Origin of the sequence: Paenibacillus sp. ALJ109b (assembly GCF_010747435.1) — a bacterium.
Lineage (GTDB): Bacteria > Bacillota > Bacilli > Paenibacillales > Paenibacillaceae > Paenibacillus > Paenibacillus taichungensis.
In genome coordinates, this window is record NZ_JAAIFP010000016.1 from 24893 (window position 1) to 45505 (window position 20613).

General features: G+C 49.7%; 19 protein-coding genes. 1 reads left to right on the forward strand and 18 read right to left on the reverse strand.

Annotated features, from left to right (window positions below; translation table 11 throughout):
* The 7 genes from G3352_RS17275 to ytxJ all read right to left on the reverse strand — a co-directional run bounded on the left by G3352_RS17275 (position 1) and on the right by ytxJ (position 9707).
* Positions 1-1581, reverse strand: coding sequence for an ATP-binding protein (locus G3352_RS17275; protein ID WP_345940771.1), 1581 nt, complete (start codon positions 1579-1581; stop codon positions 1-3).
* Positions 1582-1589: 8 nt separating this feature from the next.
* Entirely contained in the window at positions 1590-3929 is a 2340-nt protein-coding gene (locus tag G3352_RS17280) for a histidine kinase (protein ID WP_163758305.1), read from the reverse strand.
* Between the two features lie 128 nt (positions 3930-4057).
* The gene (gene kdpC / locus G3352_RS17285; RefSeq protein WP_163758307.1) at positions 4058-4618 is read right to left on the reverse strand and encodes a potassium-transporting ATPase subunit KdpC; all 561 of its coding nucleotides are present in this window, start codon (positions 4616-4618) and stop codon (positions 4058-4060) included.
* A gap of 224 nt (positions 4619-4842) precedes the next feature.
* Positions 4843-6987 (reverse strand): potassium-transporting ATPase subunit KdpB, encoded by a 2145-nt coding sequence (gene kdpB, locus G3352_RS17290; protein WP_205524917.1) that lies wholly within the window; start codon positions 6985-6987, stop codon positions 4843-4845.
* 67 nt (positions 6988-7054) lie between these two features.
* Positions 7055-8734, reverse strand: a complete 1680-nt coding sequence (gene kdpA / locus G3352_RS17295) for a potassium-transporting ATPase subunit KdpA (protein WP_090955342.1) — start codon at positions 8732-8734, stop codon at positions 7055-7057.
* Positions 8735-8797: 63 nt separating this feature from the next.
* A complete protein-coding gene (locus tag G3352_RS31705) occupies positions 8798-8875 on the reverse strand; it encodes a potassium-transporting ATPase subunit F (protein WP_072735816.1) in 78 nt (25 codons plus the stop codon).
* Positions 8876-9167: 292 nt separating this feature from the next.
* Positions 9168-9707 carry a bacillithiol system redox-active protein YtxJ gene (ytxJ, locus tag G3352_RS17305; RefSeq protein ID WP_240343124.1) on the reverse strand — a complete coding sequence of 180 codons (540 nt, stop codon included), beginning with the start codon at positions 9705-9707 and terminating at the stop codon, positions 9168-9170.
* Positions 9708-10079: 372 nt separating this feature from the next.
* Here ytxJ and G3352_RS17310 point away from each other — a divergent pair, with 372 nt between their 5' ends.
* On the forward strand, positions 10080-10952 hold the full coding sequence (locus tag G3352_RS17310; protein ID WP_163758310.1) for a hypothetical protein: 873 nt from the start codon (positions 10080-10082) through the stop codon (positions 10950-10952).
* A gap of 86 nt (positions 10953-11038) precedes the next feature.
* Here G3352_RS17310 and G3352_RS17315 read toward each other — a convergent pair whose 3' ends face one another.
* The 11 genes from G3352_RS17315 to G3352_RS31605 form a co-directional block, all read right to left on the reverse strand.
* Positions 11039-11470, reverse strand: a complete 432-nt coding sequence (locus tag G3352_RS17315) for a VOC family protein (protein WP_076291950.1) — start codon at positions 11468-11470, stop codon at positions 11039-11041.
* Between the two features lie 298 nt (positions 11471-11768).
* Positions 11769-11996, reverse strand: a complete 228-nt coding sequence (locus G3352_RS17320) for a hypothetical protein (RefSeq protein ID WP_053782996.1) — start codon at positions 11994-11996, stop codon at positions 11769-11771.
* A gap of 118 nt (positions 11997-12114) precedes the next feature.
* On the reverse strand, positions 12115-12906 hold the full coding sequence (locus G3352_RS17325; RefSeq protein ID WP_163758312.1) for a carbohydrate-binding protein: 792 nt from the start codon (positions 12904-12906) through the stop codon (positions 12115-12117).
* A 215-nt stretch (positions 12907-13121) separates the two neighbouring features.
* A complete protein-coding gene (locus G3352_RS17330) occupies positions 13122-13994 on the reverse strand; it encodes a sugar phosphate isomerase/epimerase family protein (RefSeq protein ID WP_163758314.1) in 873 nt (290 codons plus the stop codon).
* A gap of 12 nt (positions 13995-14006) precedes the next feature.
* Positions 14007-14882, reverse strand: coding sequence for a sugar phosphate isomerase/epimerase family protein (locus tag G3352_RS17335; protein ID WP_163758316.1), 876 nt, complete (start codon positions 14880-14882; stop codon positions 14007-14009).
* A 138-nt stretch (positions 14883-15020) separates the two neighbouring features.
* The gene (locus G3352_RS17340) at positions 15021-16433 is read right to left on the reverse strand and encodes an alpha-L-fucosidase (protein WP_163758318.1); all 1413 of its coding nucleotides are present in this window, start codon (positions 16431-16433) and stop codon (positions 15021-15023) included.
* 371 nt (positions 16434-16804) lie between these two features.
* A complete protein-coding gene (locus G3352_RS17345; protein ID WP_163758320.1) occupies positions 16805-17863 on the reverse strand; it encodes a Gfo/Idh/MocA family protein in 1059 nt (352 codons plus the stop codon).
* Between the two features lie 263 nt (positions 17864-18126).
* On the reverse strand, positions 18127-18993 hold the full coding sequence (locus G3352_RS17350) for a sugar phosphate isomerase/epimerase family protein (RefSeq protein WP_163758322.1): 867 nt from the start codon (positions 18991-18993) through the stop codon (positions 18127-18129).
* Between the two features lie 172 nt (positions 18994-19165).
* Positions 19166-19762 carry a discoidin domain-containing protein gene (locus G3352_RS31595; protein ID WP_345940772.1) on the reverse strand — a complete coding sequence of 199 codons (597 nt, stop codon included), beginning with the start codon at positions 19760-19762 and terminating at the stop codon, positions 19166-19168.
* Positions 19759-20379, reverse strand: coding sequence for an alpha-L-fucosidase (locus tag G3352_RS31600; protein ID WP_345940773.1), 621 nt, complete (start codon positions 20377-20379; stop codon positions 19759-19761). The genes G3352_RS31595 and G3352_RS31600 overlap by 4 nt, the downstream gene beginning before the upstream one ends.
* Complete coding sequence (locus tag G3352_RS31605; RefSeq protein WP_345940774.1) at positions 20376-20573, reverse strand: hypothetical protein; 198 nt, start codon at positions 20571-20573, stop codon at positions 20376-20378. Before G3352_RS31605 ends, G3352_RS31600 begins: the two co-directional genes overlap by 4 nt.
* Between the last annotated feature and the right edge of the window lie 40 nt (positions 20574-20613).

The following is a 20613-nucleotide window of genomic DNA, read 5'->3' on the forward strand; positions in this document are numbered from 1 at the left end:
TCATTCTTCCTCTCCTTGTCCTATATACGGGAATGATGCTTCGGGTTCCTCAGTGGGCAAACAAATACATACCCGCGTCCCGCCTCCCGCATTCGGTTTTGCGGTAATCGTACCTCCGTGAACTTCGACGATTCCTCTACAAATGGCAAGCCCAAGTCCCGTACCTGTCACATGCCGTGACGATTCAGATCGATAAAATTTCTCAAACACCCGCTCTCGCTCTGCTTCCGGAATCCCGATACCCGAATCAGCCACCACAATGGTCATTCGTCCATGCCGCTCATCCACCTTCACCGTAATGACGATTTCACTGTCTTCTGGTGAATATTTGATGGCATTGCTGATCACGTTAACCAGAACCTGCTCCAGCAAAACCTCATCCCCGGATACAAACGGCGGCTGATCCGGCAATTCCACCCGAATACGGCGGTGCTGGATGAATTGCTGAACCTGAGTTAACACAATGCCGATCATGTCGCCCACATCACACCATTTCCTGCGCAGCTGCAACATGCCACTCTCCAGCTTCACCATGCCTAGCAAATTGGTTACGAGTCTGTTCATGCGCAGCGCTCCATCCCGAATATTGCCTGTCAGCTCTTTTCGATCCTCCGGGGTAAAAAGAGCGTCATTCTCCAGCAAACCTGTCGCTGAACCAATGATGGCCGTAAGAGGTGTGCGCAGCTCATGGGACACCGAGTCCAGCAAAGCGGTGCGAATTCGTTCCGATTCAGCCGTCACCTGTGCGAGTCTCGCTTCTTCGGCCAGCTTGACACGGGCAATGGCGCTTGCTGCCAGCCCGCCACACGCTTCCAGCAAACGCAGCTCTTCCCGCTGCTCCTGAAGAGCGCTGGATTCCAGATTCACAGCGAGTACCCCATGGATCTGGTCTTCTGTACGCAGCGGCACATACAGACCAGACGATTCCCGCAGGCTGGAGGACCCGCGTCCGGCAATTTCGCCATGTTGATACACCCATTTGGCAATAGCGACTTCAGCTTCTCCTTCACCCCAGGCTATTGAACCCGAATCCTCCGAGGAAGAGGTAACCTGAAGTTCGCCATGAGCATTCGGGAGATATATTGCTGCCGGAGTTCCAAGTGTCAGTGACACTTGTCTCGCAATGTTGCCGAGTAGAGTATGCAAATCTGTAACAGCCGTCATCTGACGACTTAATGCATAAAGTGAATTCGTCGTAATCTCGCGTTGTTTTACCACCTCCAGCTGCTGCCGCAGGCGCCCCGCCAGACTCGCCGTTAATACCGCCACTGCCAAATACACAACAAAGGAAAAAATATATCGCAAATCTTCAACCGTAAAACTGAGATACGGAGGAACAAAAAAGAAGTCAAAGGCAACAACGCTAAGACTTGCTGCATATATGGCCGGCCCCATTCCCCAGTACACAGCGCTAACCAATACCGGAAAAAGATAAATCAACCCCACGTTAACCAGGTCATCACTAATCCCTATCGCATGAAGCAGAATGGTTAGCAATGTGATTCCAAGAGTTACCCATATATATTTGGGAACACGGTTCAGCTTCAGCCGGGCGTCTTCCCCTTTATTTCGTTCAGACACAGCACATCTCACATCCCGCTCAGATCATAATCGTAGTCCGCAACGATCAATACGTCCATATGTCTGGATAACCGCACCAGCCTGCTGACCACCGTTCCCTTTCCACGATAGCCGTTCAGCCACCAGACCCGTTTCGCTTGACCAACCACCAACTGCGTCGCTTTTTCTTCAGAAGCTTTACCCGCCAAAATACCTGGTACATCTCGCAGACTCTGGCTATGATGAATATGAAATTTGCCGCCCAGTCGAACGGTCAGCTGTTCCAGCTCATCCAACTGGCATTTCACTTCGTCATTCATGACTTGACCTACATGAACATGGTGCACATGCCAGACCGCCTTTAACCGGTAGGCTGTTCGGAATCCGCGGCGGATCAGCCGCTCCGCATGCTCATCACTGCTTACGCAGACAAAGACCGCCTCCTGTCTGCGCCAGGGACCGCGAAGTGCACTTTTGCGCTCCTGTGATTCGAGGCGTTCATCCACATCATCGGCCAATTCCCGCAGGGCAAGTTCCCGTAAGGCAATCAGATTACCAATGCGAAAAAAATGACCAAGCGCTTGTTCCACCTTGGCTGCTGCATAGATTTTACCCTCCCGCATGCGTTGCCGCAAGGCTTGGGGGGCCACATCGATAAGCTGGACCTCATCTGCCGTTTGCAAAATCTGATCCGGCACGGTCTCTCGGACTCTAATTCCCGTAATATGTTCCACCGCATCGTTCAGACTTTCCAGATGCTGTACATTCACGGTAGTGATGACAGAGATGCCCGCATCCAACAGGATCTGCACATCTTCGTAACGCTTTTGCCGCGTGCTTCCCGGGACATTCGTATGCGCGAGCTCATCCACCAATACCACTTCAGGACATAGACGAAGAATGGCATCAGTGTCCATTTCCTCGAGCTGCACCCCTTGGTACATCCGCTGCTCTCGTGGAATGATGGATAATTGGCCGATCTGTTCCACCGTCTCCACCCGATTATGCGTCTCCAGCAGACCAATCCGTACATCGATGCCTTTGCGGAGCAGATCATTGCCTTCCCGGAGCATCATATAAGTTTTTCCCACACCTGGCGCAGCACCGATGTATACCTTGAACTTACCACGCCGAATCTGACCAATCTGTGCCTTCACCTCCTGCTCACTCAACCTGCGATATGTTGGAGTCTCTGTATCTGGCAATCGGGTCGGAAGTACCCGCTCGCCCTCATGCTGTGCCCGATCCGCGAGCAGAAACAGATCGACACCCCGCATCCTGCGCAGTAAGGAGTTAACAAATGATCCCCGCCACAGCTCCTGCCAGCGACTGTGTCGTGAGTGTCCCATAACAATGCGGGTAATCTGATGCTGGACTGCGTAGCGTGCAAGTGTAGATGGGATGTTACGGCGGTGTAACACAGGCAATTCCTCAAACTGCCCTCCGAATTTCTCCACCAGTTTGATCATGTTGCGACGAAAAACAGTAGCTTCCTTGGTTAGTGGCTGCTTCATATTGCGAAAGGTCACGGCATGCAGATCTCCGTTTAATCTCTTCGCAATCTGCTGTCCCCGCCGAATATAGATGGACCCGTTCCAGTGATATTGGGTGGATACCAAAATGCGTTCCATAATGCCTGTCGTAACCGTAATTCCCATCTCTTCCCGGTGCTCACGCAGTGATTCGTTGACCCCTTCCGCAACAAGTCGAAGAGCCAGTTCACGCAAAATGCCCAAATTGCCATGCCGAAACACCGCTTCACCTTCATGTCCCCGAAGATGTCCCTCGGCAAGACGGCTTAATACGGTTTCAGGAGTTACATCGATCAGCTTCACTTCATCGGCCAGTTCAAGGGTATCGGCAGGCACGGTATGCTCAGCTGCAATTCCCGTTAGCTGGCGTGCAAGCTCCGTATATCCCTCCAGCTCATACACATTCACCGTTGTAATGACACTGATGTTGTGCCGCAGCAAATACTGAATGTCTTCCAGTCGGGTTGCATGACGTGCCCCTTTTCGGTTTCTATGAGCAAGCCCATCAACGAGCACGACCTCCGGATTACGTGCCAGCAGGGCATCCAGATTCAGGTCCTTCATCTCCATGCCATCCTTCCAGCGAGACCAATGAATGCTTGGAATCCGCTCCAACTCGCCGAGCTGCTCCACGGTCTCCGGTCTTTGCATGGTCGACACAGCGCAGATAACCACATCAATCCCCTGCTGACGCAATGTGTTTCCTTCCCTAAGCATATGATACGTTTTGCCCGAACCGCTGACCGGACCGATATATATCTTCAAGGTTCCCTGCTGCAGCTTCGTGATCATCTTCAAGATGTCTTCCGGGGACTTCCGCTTGAAGCTGTCTTCCATCCTGCTCACTCCCCCAACATAACCTTTACTTTAAAATGGAGAAAGCCCCTTCCGAAGCTCGGAAGAAGGCCTGATACGAACAACCAAGGGAAGCTGCATTCCCGTGGATCTACCCAATAAAATGCCTGTTATTTCAGCTCAGCCGTTAACGCCAGATTCAAAGCGGTCACATTCACACGCGGCTCACCGAAAATGCCCAGCTGTCGCCCTTGTGTATGTTCCTCCACGATCTTGGCAAGCTCTTGCTCACCAAGACCCGTTGCCTGGCTAATCCGGGGAATCTGTGCTTTTGCCGCTTCCGGTGACAGATCCGGGTCAAGACCAGAACCGGAACCCGTCACAAGATCTGCAGGAATTTGCTGCAAACCCGGATTCTCTTGCTTGAGCTGAGCCACCTTTTCCTTCATTTCAACAATATACGCCTCCGAGGCCACGGCGCGATTGGAACCTGCCGAAGCGGTTCCATCATAATTGGCATTCGATGCCCGGGGCTGGAACAGCCCCGGCGATTTCACTTCCTGCGCCAGCAGCGACGAACCGATGGTTTTCCCGTCAGTTGTGATCAGACTGCCGTTGGCCTGATTCGAGAAGAGCAGCTGTGCCACTCCAGTTGTAACCAGCGGGTAGATCATACCGCAAATCAGCATAAGTACGATAGACAACCGAATGGCGGGCAGTACCTGTTTCATATGAATCACATCCTGAATTTATTATTAGTTAAATTTAACAAATGACTCTACACTAGACCACTTCGCGGTCAGAACAACCTTTCGATCGCTGTTATCCCCAGATTTTTTTGATTCCCTTTCCCAAGGGATAAAATCCGGGGATAAAGGCGAACGCTACGCTTCTCCAGTTTTGTTCTGCCCTCTACGTTTTCGTGTAAATGTTATTCAAATCTAGAGTTAAAACCTCATACCAGATGAAGCCCCGACAGTACCAGATCAATCAGCTTAATTCCGATAAACGGTACGATTACACCGCCCACGCCATAGATGAACACATTCCGTCCAAGCAGCCGCTCCGCGGACATGGCCCGATACTTCACACCCCGCATGGCGATTGGGATTAGCAGCGGGATAATGATGGCATTGAAGATCAGCGCTGACAGAATTGCAGACTGCGGTGAAGCGAGATTCATAATATTGAGTGCCTGAAGCTGCGGCATGGCTAGAATAAACATGGCCGGGATGATGGCGAAATACTTGGCAATATCATTGGATATCGAAAAGGTCGTCAGTGCGCCGCGGGTAATGAGCAGCTGTTTGCCAATGGAGACCACCGACAACAGCTTAGTCGGGTCCGAATCCAGATCGATCATGTTGGCCGCTTCCTTAGCTGCCATGGTGCCCGAATTCATCGCAAGGCCAACATCAGCCTGCGCCAGAGCAGGAGCATCATTCGTGCCGTCGCCGGTCATGGCGACGAGCTTGCCCTCCTGCTGCTCTTTTTTGATCGCAGTAATCTTGTCTTCCGGCTTGGCTTCAGCAATAAAATCATCCACACCCGCTTCCAGCGCAATGGTCGCCGCTGTCAGGGGGTTATCCCCTGTACACATGATCGTCTTGATACCCATGGCTCGCATCTCCGCAAACTTCTCTTTCAGCCCTGGTTTCACTGTATCTTTCAGATAGATCACACCATAAATCTGGTCATCAATCGCAACAGCAAGCGGTGTACCCCCAGCCTTTGCAATTCGGTTAGCTATATCGTCCAAATCGCCGGGTATCCGTCCTCCACGGGAGGAAATATGGCGTTTGATTGCATCCACCGCACCTTTGCGAATCTGCTTCCCACCGCTTAGATTCAGACCCGACATGCGGGTCTCTGCGGTGAAGTTCACATGTTCTGCATCTGCATATTCTGTCTCCGCCCAGTTCTCCCCCTGCTTAACAGCCAATTCGACGACCGAGCGTCCCTCTGGTGTCTCATCCACCACGGAAGCTTGCAGCGCAGCCCGAGTCATCTCCTGTGCAGATACGCCCTGAACGGGAATAAACTCCGAGGCCATGCGGTTGCCGTACGTAATTGTTCCGGTTTTGTCCAGGATTAGCGTGTCAATATCGCCTGCCGCTTCCACCGCTTTACCCGACATGGCGAGTACGTTGAACTGCGTGACACGGTCCATGCCCGCAATACCGATCGCAGATAACAGCCCGCCGATCGTCGTCGGAATCAGACAGACAAGCAATGCGATAAGGGTAGCCAGATCGAGCCGGATGCCCAAATAATTCGCCATTGGCACCATGGTCATGATGACGATCAGGAATATCAGCGTCAACACGGCGAGCAGTGTGGTCAGCGCAATTTCATTCGGCGTTTTCTGGCGCTGTGCGCCTTCAACGAGTGAGATCATTCGGTCGAGGAACGACTCCCCCGGATCGGTCTGCACCCGCATCACGATATAGTCGGAAGTAACCCGCGTACCTCCAGTAACGGAGGAGAAGTCACCGCCCGCCTCCTTGATTACGGGAGCCGACTCCCCGGTAATGGCGGACTCGTCGATAGAGGCCAGCCCTTCAATAATCTCACCGTCCGTGGGAATCAGTTCGCCTGCTTCTACACGGACGATATCTCCTTTTTTCAACTGGGTCGAAGACACTTGCTTGATGGTTCCGTCTTTCTGCACCAGCTTCGCAGTGGTGTCCGATTTCGTCTTGCGCAGCGTATCTGCCTGAGCTTTGCCCCGTCCCTCTGCCAGTGCTTCAGCAAAGTTGGCAAACAGCAACGTGAACAACAGGATGAGAAACACCGCGATGTTGTACCCTCGTCCTGCCTCGGATGCAACAAAGAGATCCGGATTGATACATAACAGCAATGTGATGAGTGTGCCGACTTCGACGATAAACATCACCGGATTTTTGATCATGACGACCGGGTTCAGCTTCTTGAAGGCATCCAGAGATGCCTGGAGCAGAATGTCCCGACTTAATGTTTTGCTTCTTTTGGGCGTACCGGGATCCGTCCCCGAACCTCTCGTTCCTTTAACCTGGGTTCTAATGATGCCTCTGTCTAATCCTTCCACCGTCTGCTCCTTCTTTCGTTCTACAACATTCATTGTGATAATCCACCTCCGCACTTTACGTCCTTGCTCCTATTCCCATATCCGATCACCGTACCGTTCATCATCGAATCATCGCCAAATGTTCTGCAATCGGTCCAAGCGCCAGTGATGGGAAGAACGTCAACGCCCCAACGACCACAATCATCATCACCAGAATACCTGCAAAAAGAGGCGTGTGTGTACGCAGTGTACCCGTTGTTACGGGAACCACCCGTTTGGTGGCTAGTGATCCGGCAATGGCGAGCATCGCGATCATGGAAATGTATCTTCCAAGCAGCATCACCACACCAATGGCGATGTTGTAAAAGTCCGTGTTGGCATTCAGTCCGGCAAACGCCGATCCATTATTGGCAGCCCCGGATGCAAAGGCATATAGCACCTCGGTCAGACCATGCATGCCTGAATTCGAAATAGAAGCAACAGATTCAGGACGCATAAGCGCCAGCGCGGTCGGAGCCAGAATAATCAAAGGATGAACAAGCAGCGCGATAGATGCGAGCTTCACTTCCTTACCCTCAATTTTTTTACCCAGAAATTCAGGGGTCCTCCCAACCATCAACCCACAAATAAACACAGCCAGAATCACATAAAGCAATCCGTTGAGCAAACCTACCCCTTTACCGCCGAATACGTTGTTGAGCATCATCTCGGCCAGTGCAACCATGCCACCAAGCGGGGTGAGCGACTCATGCATATTGTTCACCGACCCGGTTGTGGCTGCTGTAGTCACCGCTGTGAAAAGCGCCGATTCGGATACCCCAAACCTGACTTCCTTGCCTTCCATATTACCTTGGATTCCCACGGCATCCAGCGCTGGCACACCGCGATATTCCGAAACAAATACGGTGGTCAGCATCACGAGGAAAAGTAAGCTCATGGCTGCAAACAGCGTCCAGCCCTGCTTCCGGTTGTTCACCATGATGCCGAAGGCATAAACCAGCGCAGTAGGAAGCAGCATCATGCAGACGATATGCACCAGGTTCGACAATGCCGTGGGGTTCTCAAATGGATGCGCTGCATTGGTTCCGAACCAGCCTCCGCCATTGGTACCCAAGTGTTTGATCGACTCCAGCGAAGCGACCAGCCCGCGGCTAATCGTCTGCTGCGCACCATCCAGCGTGGTCGCGTTCACCGCTCCCGCCAGTGTCTGCGGCACACCCTGGAATACGAGGAACAACGCCACAATGAAGCTCAGCGGCAAAAAGATTCTCGTAATCGACCGTACCACGTCGACGTAAAAGTTCCCCAGTTCATCCCGTCGGCCCACCAGGCCGCGAATGAATGCAATAGCAACCGCGAATCCGGTAGCGGCTGAGGTGAACATTGGAAACGTCACTGCCAGCATCTGTGATAGATACGACAGGGCGTTCTCGCCCGTGTAAGACTGCCAGTTCGTGTTGGTCATGAACGATGCAGCTGTATTAAAGGCCTGTGCGGCAGGCATATTGCCGATGCCATCCGGGTTGAGCGGCAAATACTTTTGCAGCCGCAGCACCAGAAACATCAATAACAGCATGACGAAGTTTGAGATGAGCACGGCTGACAGGTACTTTTTCCAACCCATCGACTCGTTCTCCTTCACCCCCATCAATCGATATAGCAATCGCTCAGGCCCGCCAAATATCCGATCCAGTCCTGTTCGTTTGCCGTCAAACACCTTCACCAGATAACTCCCCACTGGCTTCACCAGCAGTATGATGATCAGCAGCGTCACCGCCACTTGTAATAAACCGCTACTCATATCCGCATTTCCTCCCTAAAATCGACGATCCGAATGCTTCTGGTTACGTGCCCCAAGCGACCATCAGAATTTCTCCGGCCTCACTAGCACGTAACCTAGATAAACTACCAGTGCGAGCACAATCATGCCGATGACGATCATACGGCTTCTCCCCTTTCATGCCCTATAAATTCATGCTTTCTCACAAAATTTCACAAATCCCCAGAACACCACAAACAACAGCACAACCAGCCCAATTATCGTGGCATCATTCACCATGTGCTCCCTCCCTCTCTCTACCGTTCTTGCAACCTTCTACATATGAAATCGTAATACGAAACGCTGTAAAAAGGGGGTAAAGAAATACCCGCCAGGGTGTAAAAAAAGCGTAAAAAAGACCCGTTCCCCTCAGCGATCAGCTGAAGGAAACGGGTCTATGTATATTGGGTGCCCTTTATCCAAACGGATTCTGGGCCCATTGCAGCAGTCTCTTCCGGGTAATTTTCCCGTGTGACGTATGTTGAATAACTTGGCCGCCGTCCAGAAGCAGGACTTGAGGTGATTCATGGTGAACCTCGGTATCTTCCGCAATGCGGCGGGAAAGCGAGCGGCTTTCGATGACTTTGACGATCCGATACTCCATCTTCTGCGCGGGATCTGATGCATTTGAGCCCACAAACGCCATAAACTCCCTGTATGCTCTCGCACTGATTGGACAAGTTGTACTGTGTTTCAGCAGCAGCACCGGATGATCCTGAGACCGCTCAAGCACCTCTTCCCATTCCTCCTGCTTATACAATTCCTTGACATGTTCACTCAGCATATCATCCAGCCCCGAGCCTGCACGTTTGCTAACGACAGATCCAACCACGACGCCCAATGCCACACCAAAGGCAACCCCCAGGGCGATCTGGTTTGTTGCCACACCAATACTCGTTCCAATGGCAATACCCACCCCAAGCCATAGAGTTTGAGGATTCACTTTTGTGCCCATGGAGATCATCCTCCTTGAAGATATTTATAAAAAAAATATTAACTTTAATGTAGGAACAGTCACTCATTTGCCTGTATAAAATGGCTATGGTAACATAAGAATAGACAACATGGAGAGGTAAAATCCTCTCACGGCGCGCGTCTGTTCAGATGCAGAGCAAATCCCACCGCAGGCGTTCAACCTGTTTAACGGTGGGTTTTTGTTTATGACTTCATTATGGTAATGCCCACCCGTTGTCTATCGAAAATTATACCATAGGCGCCTACGCAGGCGCTTTTATATTCCTCATCGAAGAGTCCACTTTTGTGATACACTGAGTGTAATTTGGCAACGATGAACATGAAGAACTGATGGGAAAGGCGGAAATTCGTTATGGCATATGCTTTTATGATCGAACCGCAGTATTATACCGCTTTGGAGAACGAAGACGAGTTGATTGAGAAGTGCCAGGAATGGGGCTTGCTTTCGGAAAAAGCAACGAAGGTCAAAACGTTCTATTATAAAGGAAATGGGCTGAATATGCCTTGCACCATCATTGGCTTTGTCGATCATATGGCAGCAGTCATTCAATTGGACAATGATCAGAAACACTGTATTCATCCGTCTTATCTGAAAGAAATGCAGGCGTCCAGCTATAATGTAAAAAGTTCGGTTGGAGCAGGCACGGCAAAAGACAAATCTAATGAACCAGTCGTTACAACCAACTTAGAAGAGATCCCTAGCTCTGATGCTGCACAAGATCCTGTTGCTGCCTATTCGGATAAGATTCCATCCGGTATGAGTGACTTTGATTCCGAACTGGATGTGGACACGGATGACGATGATACCTCCTCCGAACTAAGAGGCGACCCTGATGGTCTGGTGGAAGAGTATGTTGGACCGGCTAACGCAACAAGCAGTGCTGCTAAACCAAAGGCAAAAACCGCAGGTAAAGCTAAATCGTTCAAGATTGAACTGCCGGAGGGCAAAGTGAAAATGTCCGCTGTTGTGAAGGAATTTACGACCGTGCCGAACCACTTCTCCGACAATGATGATGAAGTCATTATCTATGAAGCCGTTACGATCACCGAGCCCGAGGTTATTGACGTTGGCGAAGCCTGGTCCAGCCACAGTGCCACGATCAAGAAGCAGGAGCTTGAGGTTGGCGATGTGCTTACTTTTGAAGCAAAGATTATCAAGAAAAAGCTGACCAAGAACCCTGTTCCCTACAAAATCAACAATCCTTCCAAGATTCAGAAAGAATAAAAGTCACAAAAAAACCTCCAGACATGGTACTCATGTCTTGAAGGTTTTTTTGCTTTACCTATATGGCAGAGACACTATCTGGCAATTTACTGATGGTTGGCTGCAACACAGCTGATCTGGAACTGAACGCCAAATTTATCGATAACCATACCGTAGGCTGGACTCCAAAATGTTTCCTGGATCGGCATTTTCACTTCGCCACCGTCTTGCAGCTGGTTGAAAATTGCTTTGGCTTCATCGGCAGTATCTGTGTTCACCGTGACATTCACATGATTACCCACAATATAAGGCATGCCAGGGAATGTATCGGATAACATCAATACAGAACTTCCAATCTGCAAGGAAGCATGCATGATACGGTCTTTCGCTTCGGGAGGTACGGGGTGGTCTGGGTTGGAAGGACCATCGCCAAATGTCTGGAGAGCCAGCACTTCCGCTCCAAATGCCTTTTTATAAAATTCCACTGCTTCACGTCCGTTACCATCCGTTACAAGATACACATTCAAGCTAATCGCCATTCGTGCTTCATCTCCTTGATATCATGTAATTGAACCATTCCTGTCACTTGCGACATGAGTATATACGAATAGGTTGTCCATTGACAAGAAGGTATTTCCAAAAGCTCCTCTAAGAACAAGTTCCCCTCTCCAAAGAGGCACTGACCACACTTCATTTAACTCCCAGCGGTACTGGGTCCCAAAGTTCATCCATTGGTAGGATTGTCCTGTAATCCTTATTTTATCCTCGGTGTCTTCGCAAAAAAAAACCACTCTCCCGAATCCTGTCGGTTAAATGGCTGCGGTCGATCCTATGAGGTTAGCGCGTTTTTACGATGCTATCTATTTCACTTTTCAACAAGAGGTATCGGTGAACACTTCTCATGATCGGGACCTTAGTTAGTTTATTCTTGTCTACATAAAGTTTCATCTGATCTTTGGTCAGACCGAGCAAACTCCCTGCTTCAGATACCGTCAATACAACCTCGGGATTCGTAGCATTAAACGTTTTCTTCACTTTCTGGTTCCAGTCCTCGAATACCTGCATAGATCAGTGATCTCCCCTATCCATAGCCAGTCATTTTCCAGGCTGAATAGATCCATTATACCATACTTGTGATGATCGTAACTTAATCCTTATCGAGAACCAATTAATGTTAATGAAATTAGGCTTCGCGACCAAACACCTCGAACTGACTTAATGCCGGGAATGGAGAGGGATCTGACGACTTGATCAGTTCGCTTAACGTTACCCATTCCACGTCCTTCGACTGAATTGCGATCGCTTGTGGTTTATGAGTTTGGATCAAACTGACCTGCTCGGAGCTGCCATCGGAAAAGTTAAGAGTAACCCGCTCCCAGAAGTTATCGTGGGGAAAATCTGCACGCAAGGTCAGGACTACTTTGTCGATAGTCACCTTGCGTCCAAAGTTGACTGTAATGGCAGCATCAGCCCGCTGGTTGATCCCCCAAGATTCGTATGGCCACTCGCCATGTGAATCATTGGCGCTGTTGCCATTGATGGCGTTACGTGCTGCAAATACAGACTCTCCACGGGTCTCCACGTTGGCGGAAGCATGGGGAAAACAGCTTTCGTTTCCATGCTGATCATACGGATTCAGCGCTACATTTTTATATGCCTCAATCTCTTCTCGTGTAGCCAACCGAGCACTTAGAACATGCCTGTCACCCGTAAATGACTTTGGTGAATAAGACACTCGTTTCTCTTCAAAAGGAATGACATAACGATACTCCTCACCTGTTAAATAAACGAAAGCCGGATTCATGGAATCCTCCAGCTGGATGATCAGATATACGTTTACATCAGAGCTTCTTAGAACGATGCTGTCCCCTGATCCATAGGCCTGTCTGTACACAAGATTTACTTGTTCACTGTCCGTCCGCGTTTCGAGCACCACACCGTCCGCATTTTGAATTTCGAGTGATAAGTTCGTCATCTACATTCTCCATTTCTATTGATATTATTTATAATTTTCTTGATCAGAAAATATGAAAGCGCTTCGCTTTATTATACTTTATCATAATCACGGGACTGGGCACCCCTGAATAATGACTTATTTAACACGAAGACGACTATATTATCCAACATAAGAAGTGCAAAAAAGAGCCACTTCCTTAAAGTGGCCCCACGATGTAAAACTAAATGATTGCGTTAAGCCTCTTCCCAGAAGCGGCGCAGGTTGCTCATGGCGATTTTGGAAGCAGATTTGCATTCCTCCATGCCCTCAAACTCAATCGTAATGTTACCATCATAACCGGAGTCTTTAATCAGCCTCACAATTTTGCGGATTGGAATATCCCCTTGTCCCACAATGGCACCACGCAGGAAGTTGCCGTAAGCGGTTGTGAACCATTCCCCTTCACCCGGATGCTCATCATAAGGGCGGAAATAAAAGTCCTTGAAGTGAACCAGAGAAGCGTACGGCAGATTTTTCATGACCCCGATAATCGGATTCTCATCCACGCACATGAAGTTGCCGATATCGAGTGTCGTTTTGAAGTTGGGACGATCTACGGCATGAAGCACACGCTGCACACGGTCACTGGCCTGCACACTGAAGCCGTGATTCTCAATGGTTGTTGTAATGCCAAACTGTGCAGCATAATCAGCAATGATCTGGCTTCCCTTCACCATTAGCGGCAGATTTTCCTCAAACCAGGCAATAGTCATTTTCTCCTTAGGCAAAGTAAACGCCGTTACGTCATGACGCATATGCTTTACACCCATCCGGTGTACAACATCGACATGTCTTTTGACCCGAGCTATCTCTTCTTCAAAAGCTTCTTCCGTCTCCTGCACGAAATTCGCAGGCATCGAATAGTTGGACAGCTCAATACCCGCAGAAGTTGCCCGCTCCCGAATGGCGTCGGCGAGATCAGGATTGCCCTCCACGGTGTAACCATACGGAACCATCTCCATATGCTCGCCACCATTTGCAGCAATCCAGTCGATGATATCCAGAACCGTCATTTCACCCGAATTCAGATCGTTCAACAAGCTATACGTACTCAGGCCCACTTTCATCTGCTCAGCTCCCTATCGGTATTGTTGGATAAATTTAACCGCTTTGCGAATGTCCTGTTCCGGCTGGTCGCCTACCTCGCGTTCAATCGTCAGATAACCTTTGTAGCCAATATCCCGAAGGGCTGCAAAGTATGCGTCAAAATCCACACTGCCCTCGCCCAGCGGTACCTCACGGAAGAACGTTCCGGAAGAGACCATTTCGGCAATTTTCTCATGATCCATAGGGGCATATCCCACTGCACCGTATACGTCCCTCGGGTCTACTTCCTTCAGGCGCACACCATCTTTCACATGGGTATGCACAATATAATCCTTGAGCAGATGAACACCTCGTGCAGGGTCATCTCCGGTAACCATCACCATGTTCGCCGGGTCAAAATTCACCGAAACCCCGTTAGTCGACAGGGTATCCAAAAACCCTTTCAGGTCTGCTGCCGTTTCCGGTCCCGTCTCAATCGCGAAGTAGGCTCCTGCGCTTTTGGCGTATTGGCCCAGTTCCTCACATGCGGCATGCAGTGTGGCATACACTTCGGAGGAAGGATCGTGCGGAACAATACCGATATGTGTTGTGACGATATTTGTACCTAGATCCAGAGCAAGATCCACGATGCGTTTGGACTTCTCTACTTTCCACGGATTATCTTCCTTGACCTGGAACCCGTGACCGCCCAAATCGCCAACCAGGGCAGAAATTTCAAGACCAAGAGAATCGATATAACTTCTTAACTCCCTGCGAGCTGCCGGAGAGAGATTTTCGGGGTCCATCTCTCCATGGACTGCATAGATCTGTACGCCTTCTGCACCTACGTCCTTCGCTTTGCTTAATCCTTCACGTACACCTACACCGAAGCTATCCACGATCACGCCAATCTTGTTTGTTAATTTCATGCCATACCCTCCCGTTAAATCGGTATTTGATTTTTCATTCCTGGTGAGCCTTCATGATGGACGGAATGCTCTATACAATTTTCGACCCCTACCCGTTCACTCCTTTTCTCTACGCCCCCCGGGATTTGAAGTGTAGGTTTATTGGTTTGTGAACAATCTGAACGTCAGCGTGATAGGTGCTACTTCCGTAACTGCCGCTTGTGGCAACTCTACAACAAGTCCATCTTCCGTCCGTTGAAATGACAGCACATCGTCTGTGCCGACGAGTTCAATTCGCTCCACCTTTTCCACATATGGAATGACTACCTGTGATTGTACTGCTTCGTTCTCGTTTCTATACAAACGGAAGGCATACGATACGTTGAGATCTTCCTTACGTGTAAAGGCCCAATCTCCTGTGAAGTATGGTCCGCAAATTCGCGTGCCATAGATGCCCTCACCGTGAGTACCGATCCATTCTCCGAGGGCTTTAATACTTCGTACTGCCCCTTTGGGAAGACGCCCGTCCGGTTGTGGTCCCACATTCAGCGCCAAATTACCACCCTTGGATACTACCTCAAGCAGAATATGCGCTAGCTGTCTTGCTGACTTGTACTGATCATCATATCCAAACGCAAAGGAATTGCCCACCGTGATACAGCTCTCCCAAGGAATATTCATTTGATGCTCAGGGATGGTCTGTTCCGGAGTTACGATATTTTCATACGGTCCGCCTACTGTGCGATCTGCTGCGAGGAGCCACGGCTGAGTTGTCTGACGTGCCCGCTCCACCACTTCGCCCAATCGGATATCCTGACCGTGGCGGCCTTCACGTACCCAGCCTGCATCCAGCCATAGACATTCGATTCGTCCGTAGTTGGTCAGCAACTCCATAATTTGCTCATGCGTGAATTCCACGAATTTCTCCCACAGCCATGGATACGCTTTCGGATCATAGGATGGTCCACGCCACATATGGCTTCCCCGCTCCATGCCAGGTGTCCAGTAATACGGCGTATGCCAGTCCGCTTTGGAGAAATAAGCCGAGATGCCGAGCCCCTTGGCACGAAAAGCATCAAAAAGCGCCCGGCAAATATCCGCATACTTATGGGTGTGAAAAGGAGTATCCTTGCCCGTGATGCGATAATCGGTGGTATGTGTATCCCACATGCAGAAACCATCATGATGTTTGGTGGTGAACAGGAAATATTTGAACCCGTTATCAGCGGCCATCTGTGCCCACTCTTCAGGCTGAAAGCGAATGGGATTGAAGGTTTTGTTGAGATCAAAGTATTCCTGCTTGAAATGCTCCATGTCGTCAGTCCAGTCGATATCATTGCGTGACCAATCGCCATCCTCGTCACTTAACGCCCATGACTCCACGAGTCCAAGCTGAGAATAGGGCCCCCAATGCATCATCAGCCCCAGCTTCTGATCCTTGAACCACTCCAGGCGTTCATTCAGCAATGGATCTTCAGGCTTCACCCATTCCTCTTCTTTGCTAAAGTTATGCACCCCGGCTTCGACAACCTGCTCTTCCTGTTCCAGCACCGTATCTTTGGTTTCGCTCATCCCGTTCATCTCCTTTGGATTGGATGTCATACGCTGAATAAATAGCATTGCACTGGACCACTGCGCGGTCAAAACAATCTTCCGATCGCTGTTATCCCCAGATTTTTTTGATTCCCTTTCCTAAGGGGAAAATCCGGGGATAAAGGCGAGCGCTTCGCTTCTTCAGATTTGTTTTGCCCTCTCCGTTATCGTGTAAATGTTTCGTTCAACTAAGAAAGACATATTAAGCCCAGTCATTTCGATAGCAGTGCATTCTTCAGATTGGTTCTGCACTCTCCGTTTTGGCTTAAACGTTCAGTTTCAACTAATAAAGACATGTTAAGCCTCGTCACTTTGATTGCGGTGCCATCTTAAGATTGCAATACACCTTTTTAAAGTGAAATTTCGCGTCCTTCTCGTGCGGACTCGTAGATGGCACAAAGGATTTTCATGATTTCAACGCCATCCTCAACGGGGCTTAGTGTCTCTTTGCGTCCTTGGGTACTGTCGATAAAATGATTGACTTCATTACGGAAAGAACCTGCGAAATCAAGGGATTTGAAATCCACCTGTGGCGTCATGTTCAAAATGGTATCGAATTTCTCACCAATCAGTGAAATTTCCGGTTCCAGTTCTGCTCCACCTTTATCGCCATAGAGTCTGACCGAAGTTTCATCCTGCTTCGCGTGCAGTGTGAAACTTACATCCACCAGCAGGCTTGCCCCGTTCTCGAAACGAATCAGTGCGTTGGCCATATCCTCCACGGTGTTTTTGTTCGCATCATAATCCGCAGCCTGGTAGAATGACAAATTGCGGATATTCGCACGGTTACCCAATCGATTGGAGACATTCGCAGACACGGTTTTCACCTTCGGTTTGCCCATCAGGTACCAGGAGATATCAATAATATGAACGCCAATATCGATCAACGGGCCGCCGCCAGAACGTTCCACATCTGCAAACCATCCGCCCGGATTGCCCAAACGCCGCAGACAGGATGCCTTGGCATAATAGATCTCTCCCAGCTCGCCTTCATCAATGAACTTCTTCAGGATCTGCGCATTGTCGCTATAGCGGCGTACAAACCCAACTTGAAGCAGCTTTCCACTGCGGTGAACAGCCTTCTCCACATCCAACGCATCTTCTACCGTCTGACAGAGCGGCTTCTCGCAAAGTACGTTTTTACCCGCATCCAGTGCAGCAATGCTGATCTCGGCATGTGTATCATTCCAGGTACAGATGCTGACCGAATGGATTTCAGGTAATGCCAGGAGCTCTTTATAATCCGTGAATACATGGGTAGCGTTATATTTTTTCGCCGCTTCCTGGGCACGTGCTTCATTCAGGTCGCATATGGCGTATATTTCAACTTCGGGATTGCTGTCATACGCTTGTAAATGAAAATCGGAAATTGATCCTGCACCGATAACGGCAATTTTAAGTTTGGACATGGATTTTCCCTCCATAATCTGTTGAATGATGGTCATATCAGTTGATTCAAAACATATGATAATCGGCTTAACGTAACTACGGTGAATGTTTGGACTTTCGGCCGCTGTTGTCTACAGATTTCTTGTATCAACTGCTCTCAACAGTTGAAATCCGCAGACAAAGGCGGGCGCTACCGCTCCTGCAGTTCCAAACTTCCCCTCTGTTACTTCAGCCTTACATATAAAAATTGATTCCACTTATATAGTGGTGCAGCAGTAGCAGTTTATGCTTCCTCCCAGAAGCGGCGGACGTTATCCATCGCGATTCGGGATGCTGTTTTGCAATTTTCCATACCTTCGAATTCCACAGAGATATATCCGTCATAACCGGATTGCTTCAACACACGGAATACTTCCGGCATGTCGATATCCCCATGGCCCACAATCGCTCCGCGCAGGTAATTGCCGTGTGCGGTCTGGAACCAGCCCTCTCCGGGATTGCGATAGGAAGGTCTCCGATAGAAATCTTTGGCGTGCACCATGGATGCATAAGGAATGTTGTTTTTCACAGCGCTAACCGGATCTTCATCCACACACAGGAAATTGCCGATATCTAGCGTTGTCCTGAAGTTTTCACGTGCCGTCTCATGCACCAGTCGCCGGACACGCTCACTGGACTGCACATAGTAACCATGATTCTCCACACTTGTGGTAATGCCGTGACTCGCAGCGTAATCAGCAATTCGCTGACAGGCCTTCACCAGAACAGGCAGATCGGCCTCAAACTGGGCGACAGTACCTTCCTGTGCAGGACGAAACGCAACATCATGGCGCATTCTCGTAACGCCAAGTGCGGCAGCGACATCTACATGCTTCATGACAGTAGCAATCTCATTTTCAAGTGCATCCGGGCCTTCTCCTGTAACGAAGTTAGCACCTATTGCGTAATTGGAAATATCAATTCCCACGTCTTGCGCAGCCTCTCGAATCTGGTCAATTAATTCCGGCTGGTCGATCAGGCTGTACCCGATCGGAACAATCTCCACATGTTCTCCGCCCTGCTCGGCGATGTAACGGATGGCATCAGGTACAGTCAATTCTTTGGCATCCAGTGCCTGTTGCAGACTGTATGTGCTGAGTCCTACTTTCATATCCTCTCATCCTCTCCTGCTGGTGTGTAGCTACCTTACGTATACCTTTTTCCATAAGATCATACAATTACCAATAATCGTTTGCTACTCTATTTTCCATGGGATGAATCCAAAATCGGCTTATCTACAAATGTTACTGCTCAATCACCCGCTTCATGCACCTCTTGTTTGCTCAGATATACACCCAGCCAGGATAACGTTGGATACATCTGGATTCATGAATGGCCAGACGAATGGATTTGGCAGTAAAAGGTTCGAAACTACAGATTCGTTTGTGACCAACAATCGTACCGCGATACAGCTCCTGCCAATCACCACTCTCTTCCTTTGCCTCCAGCGTAAAGCGTTCAATTCGCTGACCTAAACGGATATGCTCCATGAGAACGACTCGGTCGAACCGCGTTTCCTCCGGCAGTTCTACCTCCAGCCAAGCCAGTTCAGTTCCTTCAGATGGGCACCAAAAAGTATCCGATTCCTCACGCAATACCTGGGTAGCGGCATGTTCTTGACCCATGGTATCCGATGCGCGAATGCTCGCCCCAACAGCCAAACTTTGCCGATAAGTACTGCGCAAAAAGTCTCCAAGCTGCTGCAGCCGCTCCACATCCTGTTCGTGAATAAGGCCGCGTCGATCTGGTGGAAGGTTCAGTAGAAAATTGGCGTTGCCCCCAACCGTTCCATCATAGATGCTAAGCAGTTCATCCAGCGATTTGACTTGAACGTCCTCGCTTGCATGATAGAACCAACCTGGACGGATGGATGTGTTCACTTCTGCGGGATACCAGATGAGCTTGCCCTCATGCTGCCGGAGCACTTCCCGACTCCCCAAATCGGCATCTGTGTATTAATTCTGCTGGCAAACTCACCATCATCCACCTGCTGCGATTGCTCCTGGATCTTCTCATTATCTTGCAAGTGGGCAGGTACGACGCTCCATTCCGAAGTCCGGGTATGACCTGCCTCATTGCCGCACCAGCGAACATCTGGTCCACATACCGAGATTACAGCCTCTGGCTGCAACTCCCGGATTACCGCATAATAAGAATCCCAATCGTAGACCTGCCTTTTCCCATTCGGCCCCTCTCCGCATGCTCCGTCGAACCAGACGCAGAAAAGTTCACCATATTGGGTTAACAGCTCACGCAACTGATTATTGAAAAATTCGTTGTATCGCTCTGAATCTCCGTAGGATGCTTCATGACGGTCCCAAGGAGACAGATAGATACCGAACTTCAACCCGCCTTCACGGCAGGCATCGGCAACCTCTTTCACCAGATCACCCGCACCATTTCGCCAAGGGCTGGCGGCTACCGTATGATTCGTGTACTGGCTTGGCCATAAACAAAACCCGTCATGATGCTTGCATGTGAGGATTAATCCGGTCATACCGGCGATTGGCACGCCTGAACCCATTGCCGGGCACTCAGATGAGAAGGGTTAAAGATAACGGGATCTTCATCCCCCGCTCCCCACTCCTGATTTGTGAACGTATTCATGGTAAAATGAATAAATGCATAGAACTCCATCTCCTGCCATTTCAGCTGACGTTCTGATGGCACGACCTGGGCTGCTGCCTTCACCCAATCGGTTGTATTTACTGGATTCCTCTCCTCTCATGCC

Coding starts and splice junctions, on each gene's coding strand:
- kdpB (WP_205524917.1), bottom strand. CDS start 6,987: ATGAATGTTGTAGAACGAAAGAAGGAGCAGACGGTGGAAGGATTAGAC.
- G3352_RS17345 (WP_163758320.1), bottom strand. CDS start 17,863: ATGTCCAAACTTAAAATTGCCGTTATCGGTGCAGGATCAATTTCCGAT.
- G3352_RS17320 (WP_053782996.1), bottom strand. CDS start 11,996: ATGCAGGTATTCGAGGACTGGAACCAGAAAGTGAAGAAAACGTTTAAT.
- G3352_RS17280 (WP_163758305.1), bottom strand. CDS start 3,929: ATGGAAGACAGCTTCAAGCGGAAGTCCCCGGAAGACATCTTGAAGATG.
- G3352_RS17310 (WP_163758310.1), top strand. CDS start 10,080: ATGGCATATGCTTTTATGATCGAACCGCAGTATTATACCGCTTTGGAG.
- G3352_RS17330 (WP_163758314.1), bottom strand. CDS start 13,994: ATGAAAGTGGGCCTGAGTACGTATAGCTTGTTGAACGATCTGAATTCG.
- kdpA (WP_090955342.1), bottom strand. CDS start 8,734: ATGAGTAGCGGTTTATTACAAGTGGCGGTGACGCTGCTGATCATCATA.
- kdpC (WP_163758307.1), bottom strand. CDS start 4,618: ATGAAACAGGTACTGCCCGCCATTCGGTTGTCTATCGTACTTATGCTG.
- G3352_RS17325 (WP_163758312.1), bottom strand. CDS start 12,906: ATGACGAACTTATCACTCGAAATTCAAAATGCGGACGGTGTGGTGCTC.
- ytxJ (WP_240343124.1), bottom strand. CDS start 9,707: ATGGGCACAAAAGTGAATCCTCAAACTCTATGGCTTGGGGTGGGTATT.
- G3352_RS17340 (WP_163758318.1), bottom strand. CDS start 16,433: ATGAGCGAAACCAAAGATACGGTGCTGGAACAGGAAGAGCAGGTTGTC.
- G3352_RS17315 (WP_076291950.1), bottom strand. CDS start 11,470: ATGGCGATTAGCTTGAATGTGTATCTTGTAACGGATGGTAACGGACGT.
- G3352_RS31705 (WP_072735816.1), bottom strand. CDS start 8,875: ATGATCGTCATCGGCATGATTGTGCTCGCACTGGTAGTTTATCTAGGT.
- G3352_RS17335 (WP_163758316.1), bottom strand. CDS start 14,882: ATGAAATTAACAAACAAGATTGGCGTGATCGTGGATAGCTTCGGTGTA.
- G3352_RS17350 (WP_163758322.1), bottom strand. CDS start 18,993: ATGAAAGTAGGACTCAGCACATACAGTCTGCAACAGGCACTGGATGCC.
- G3352_RS31600 (WP_345940773.1), bottom strand. CDS start 20,379: ATGACCGGATTAATCCTCACATGCAAGCATCATGACGGGTTTTGTTTA.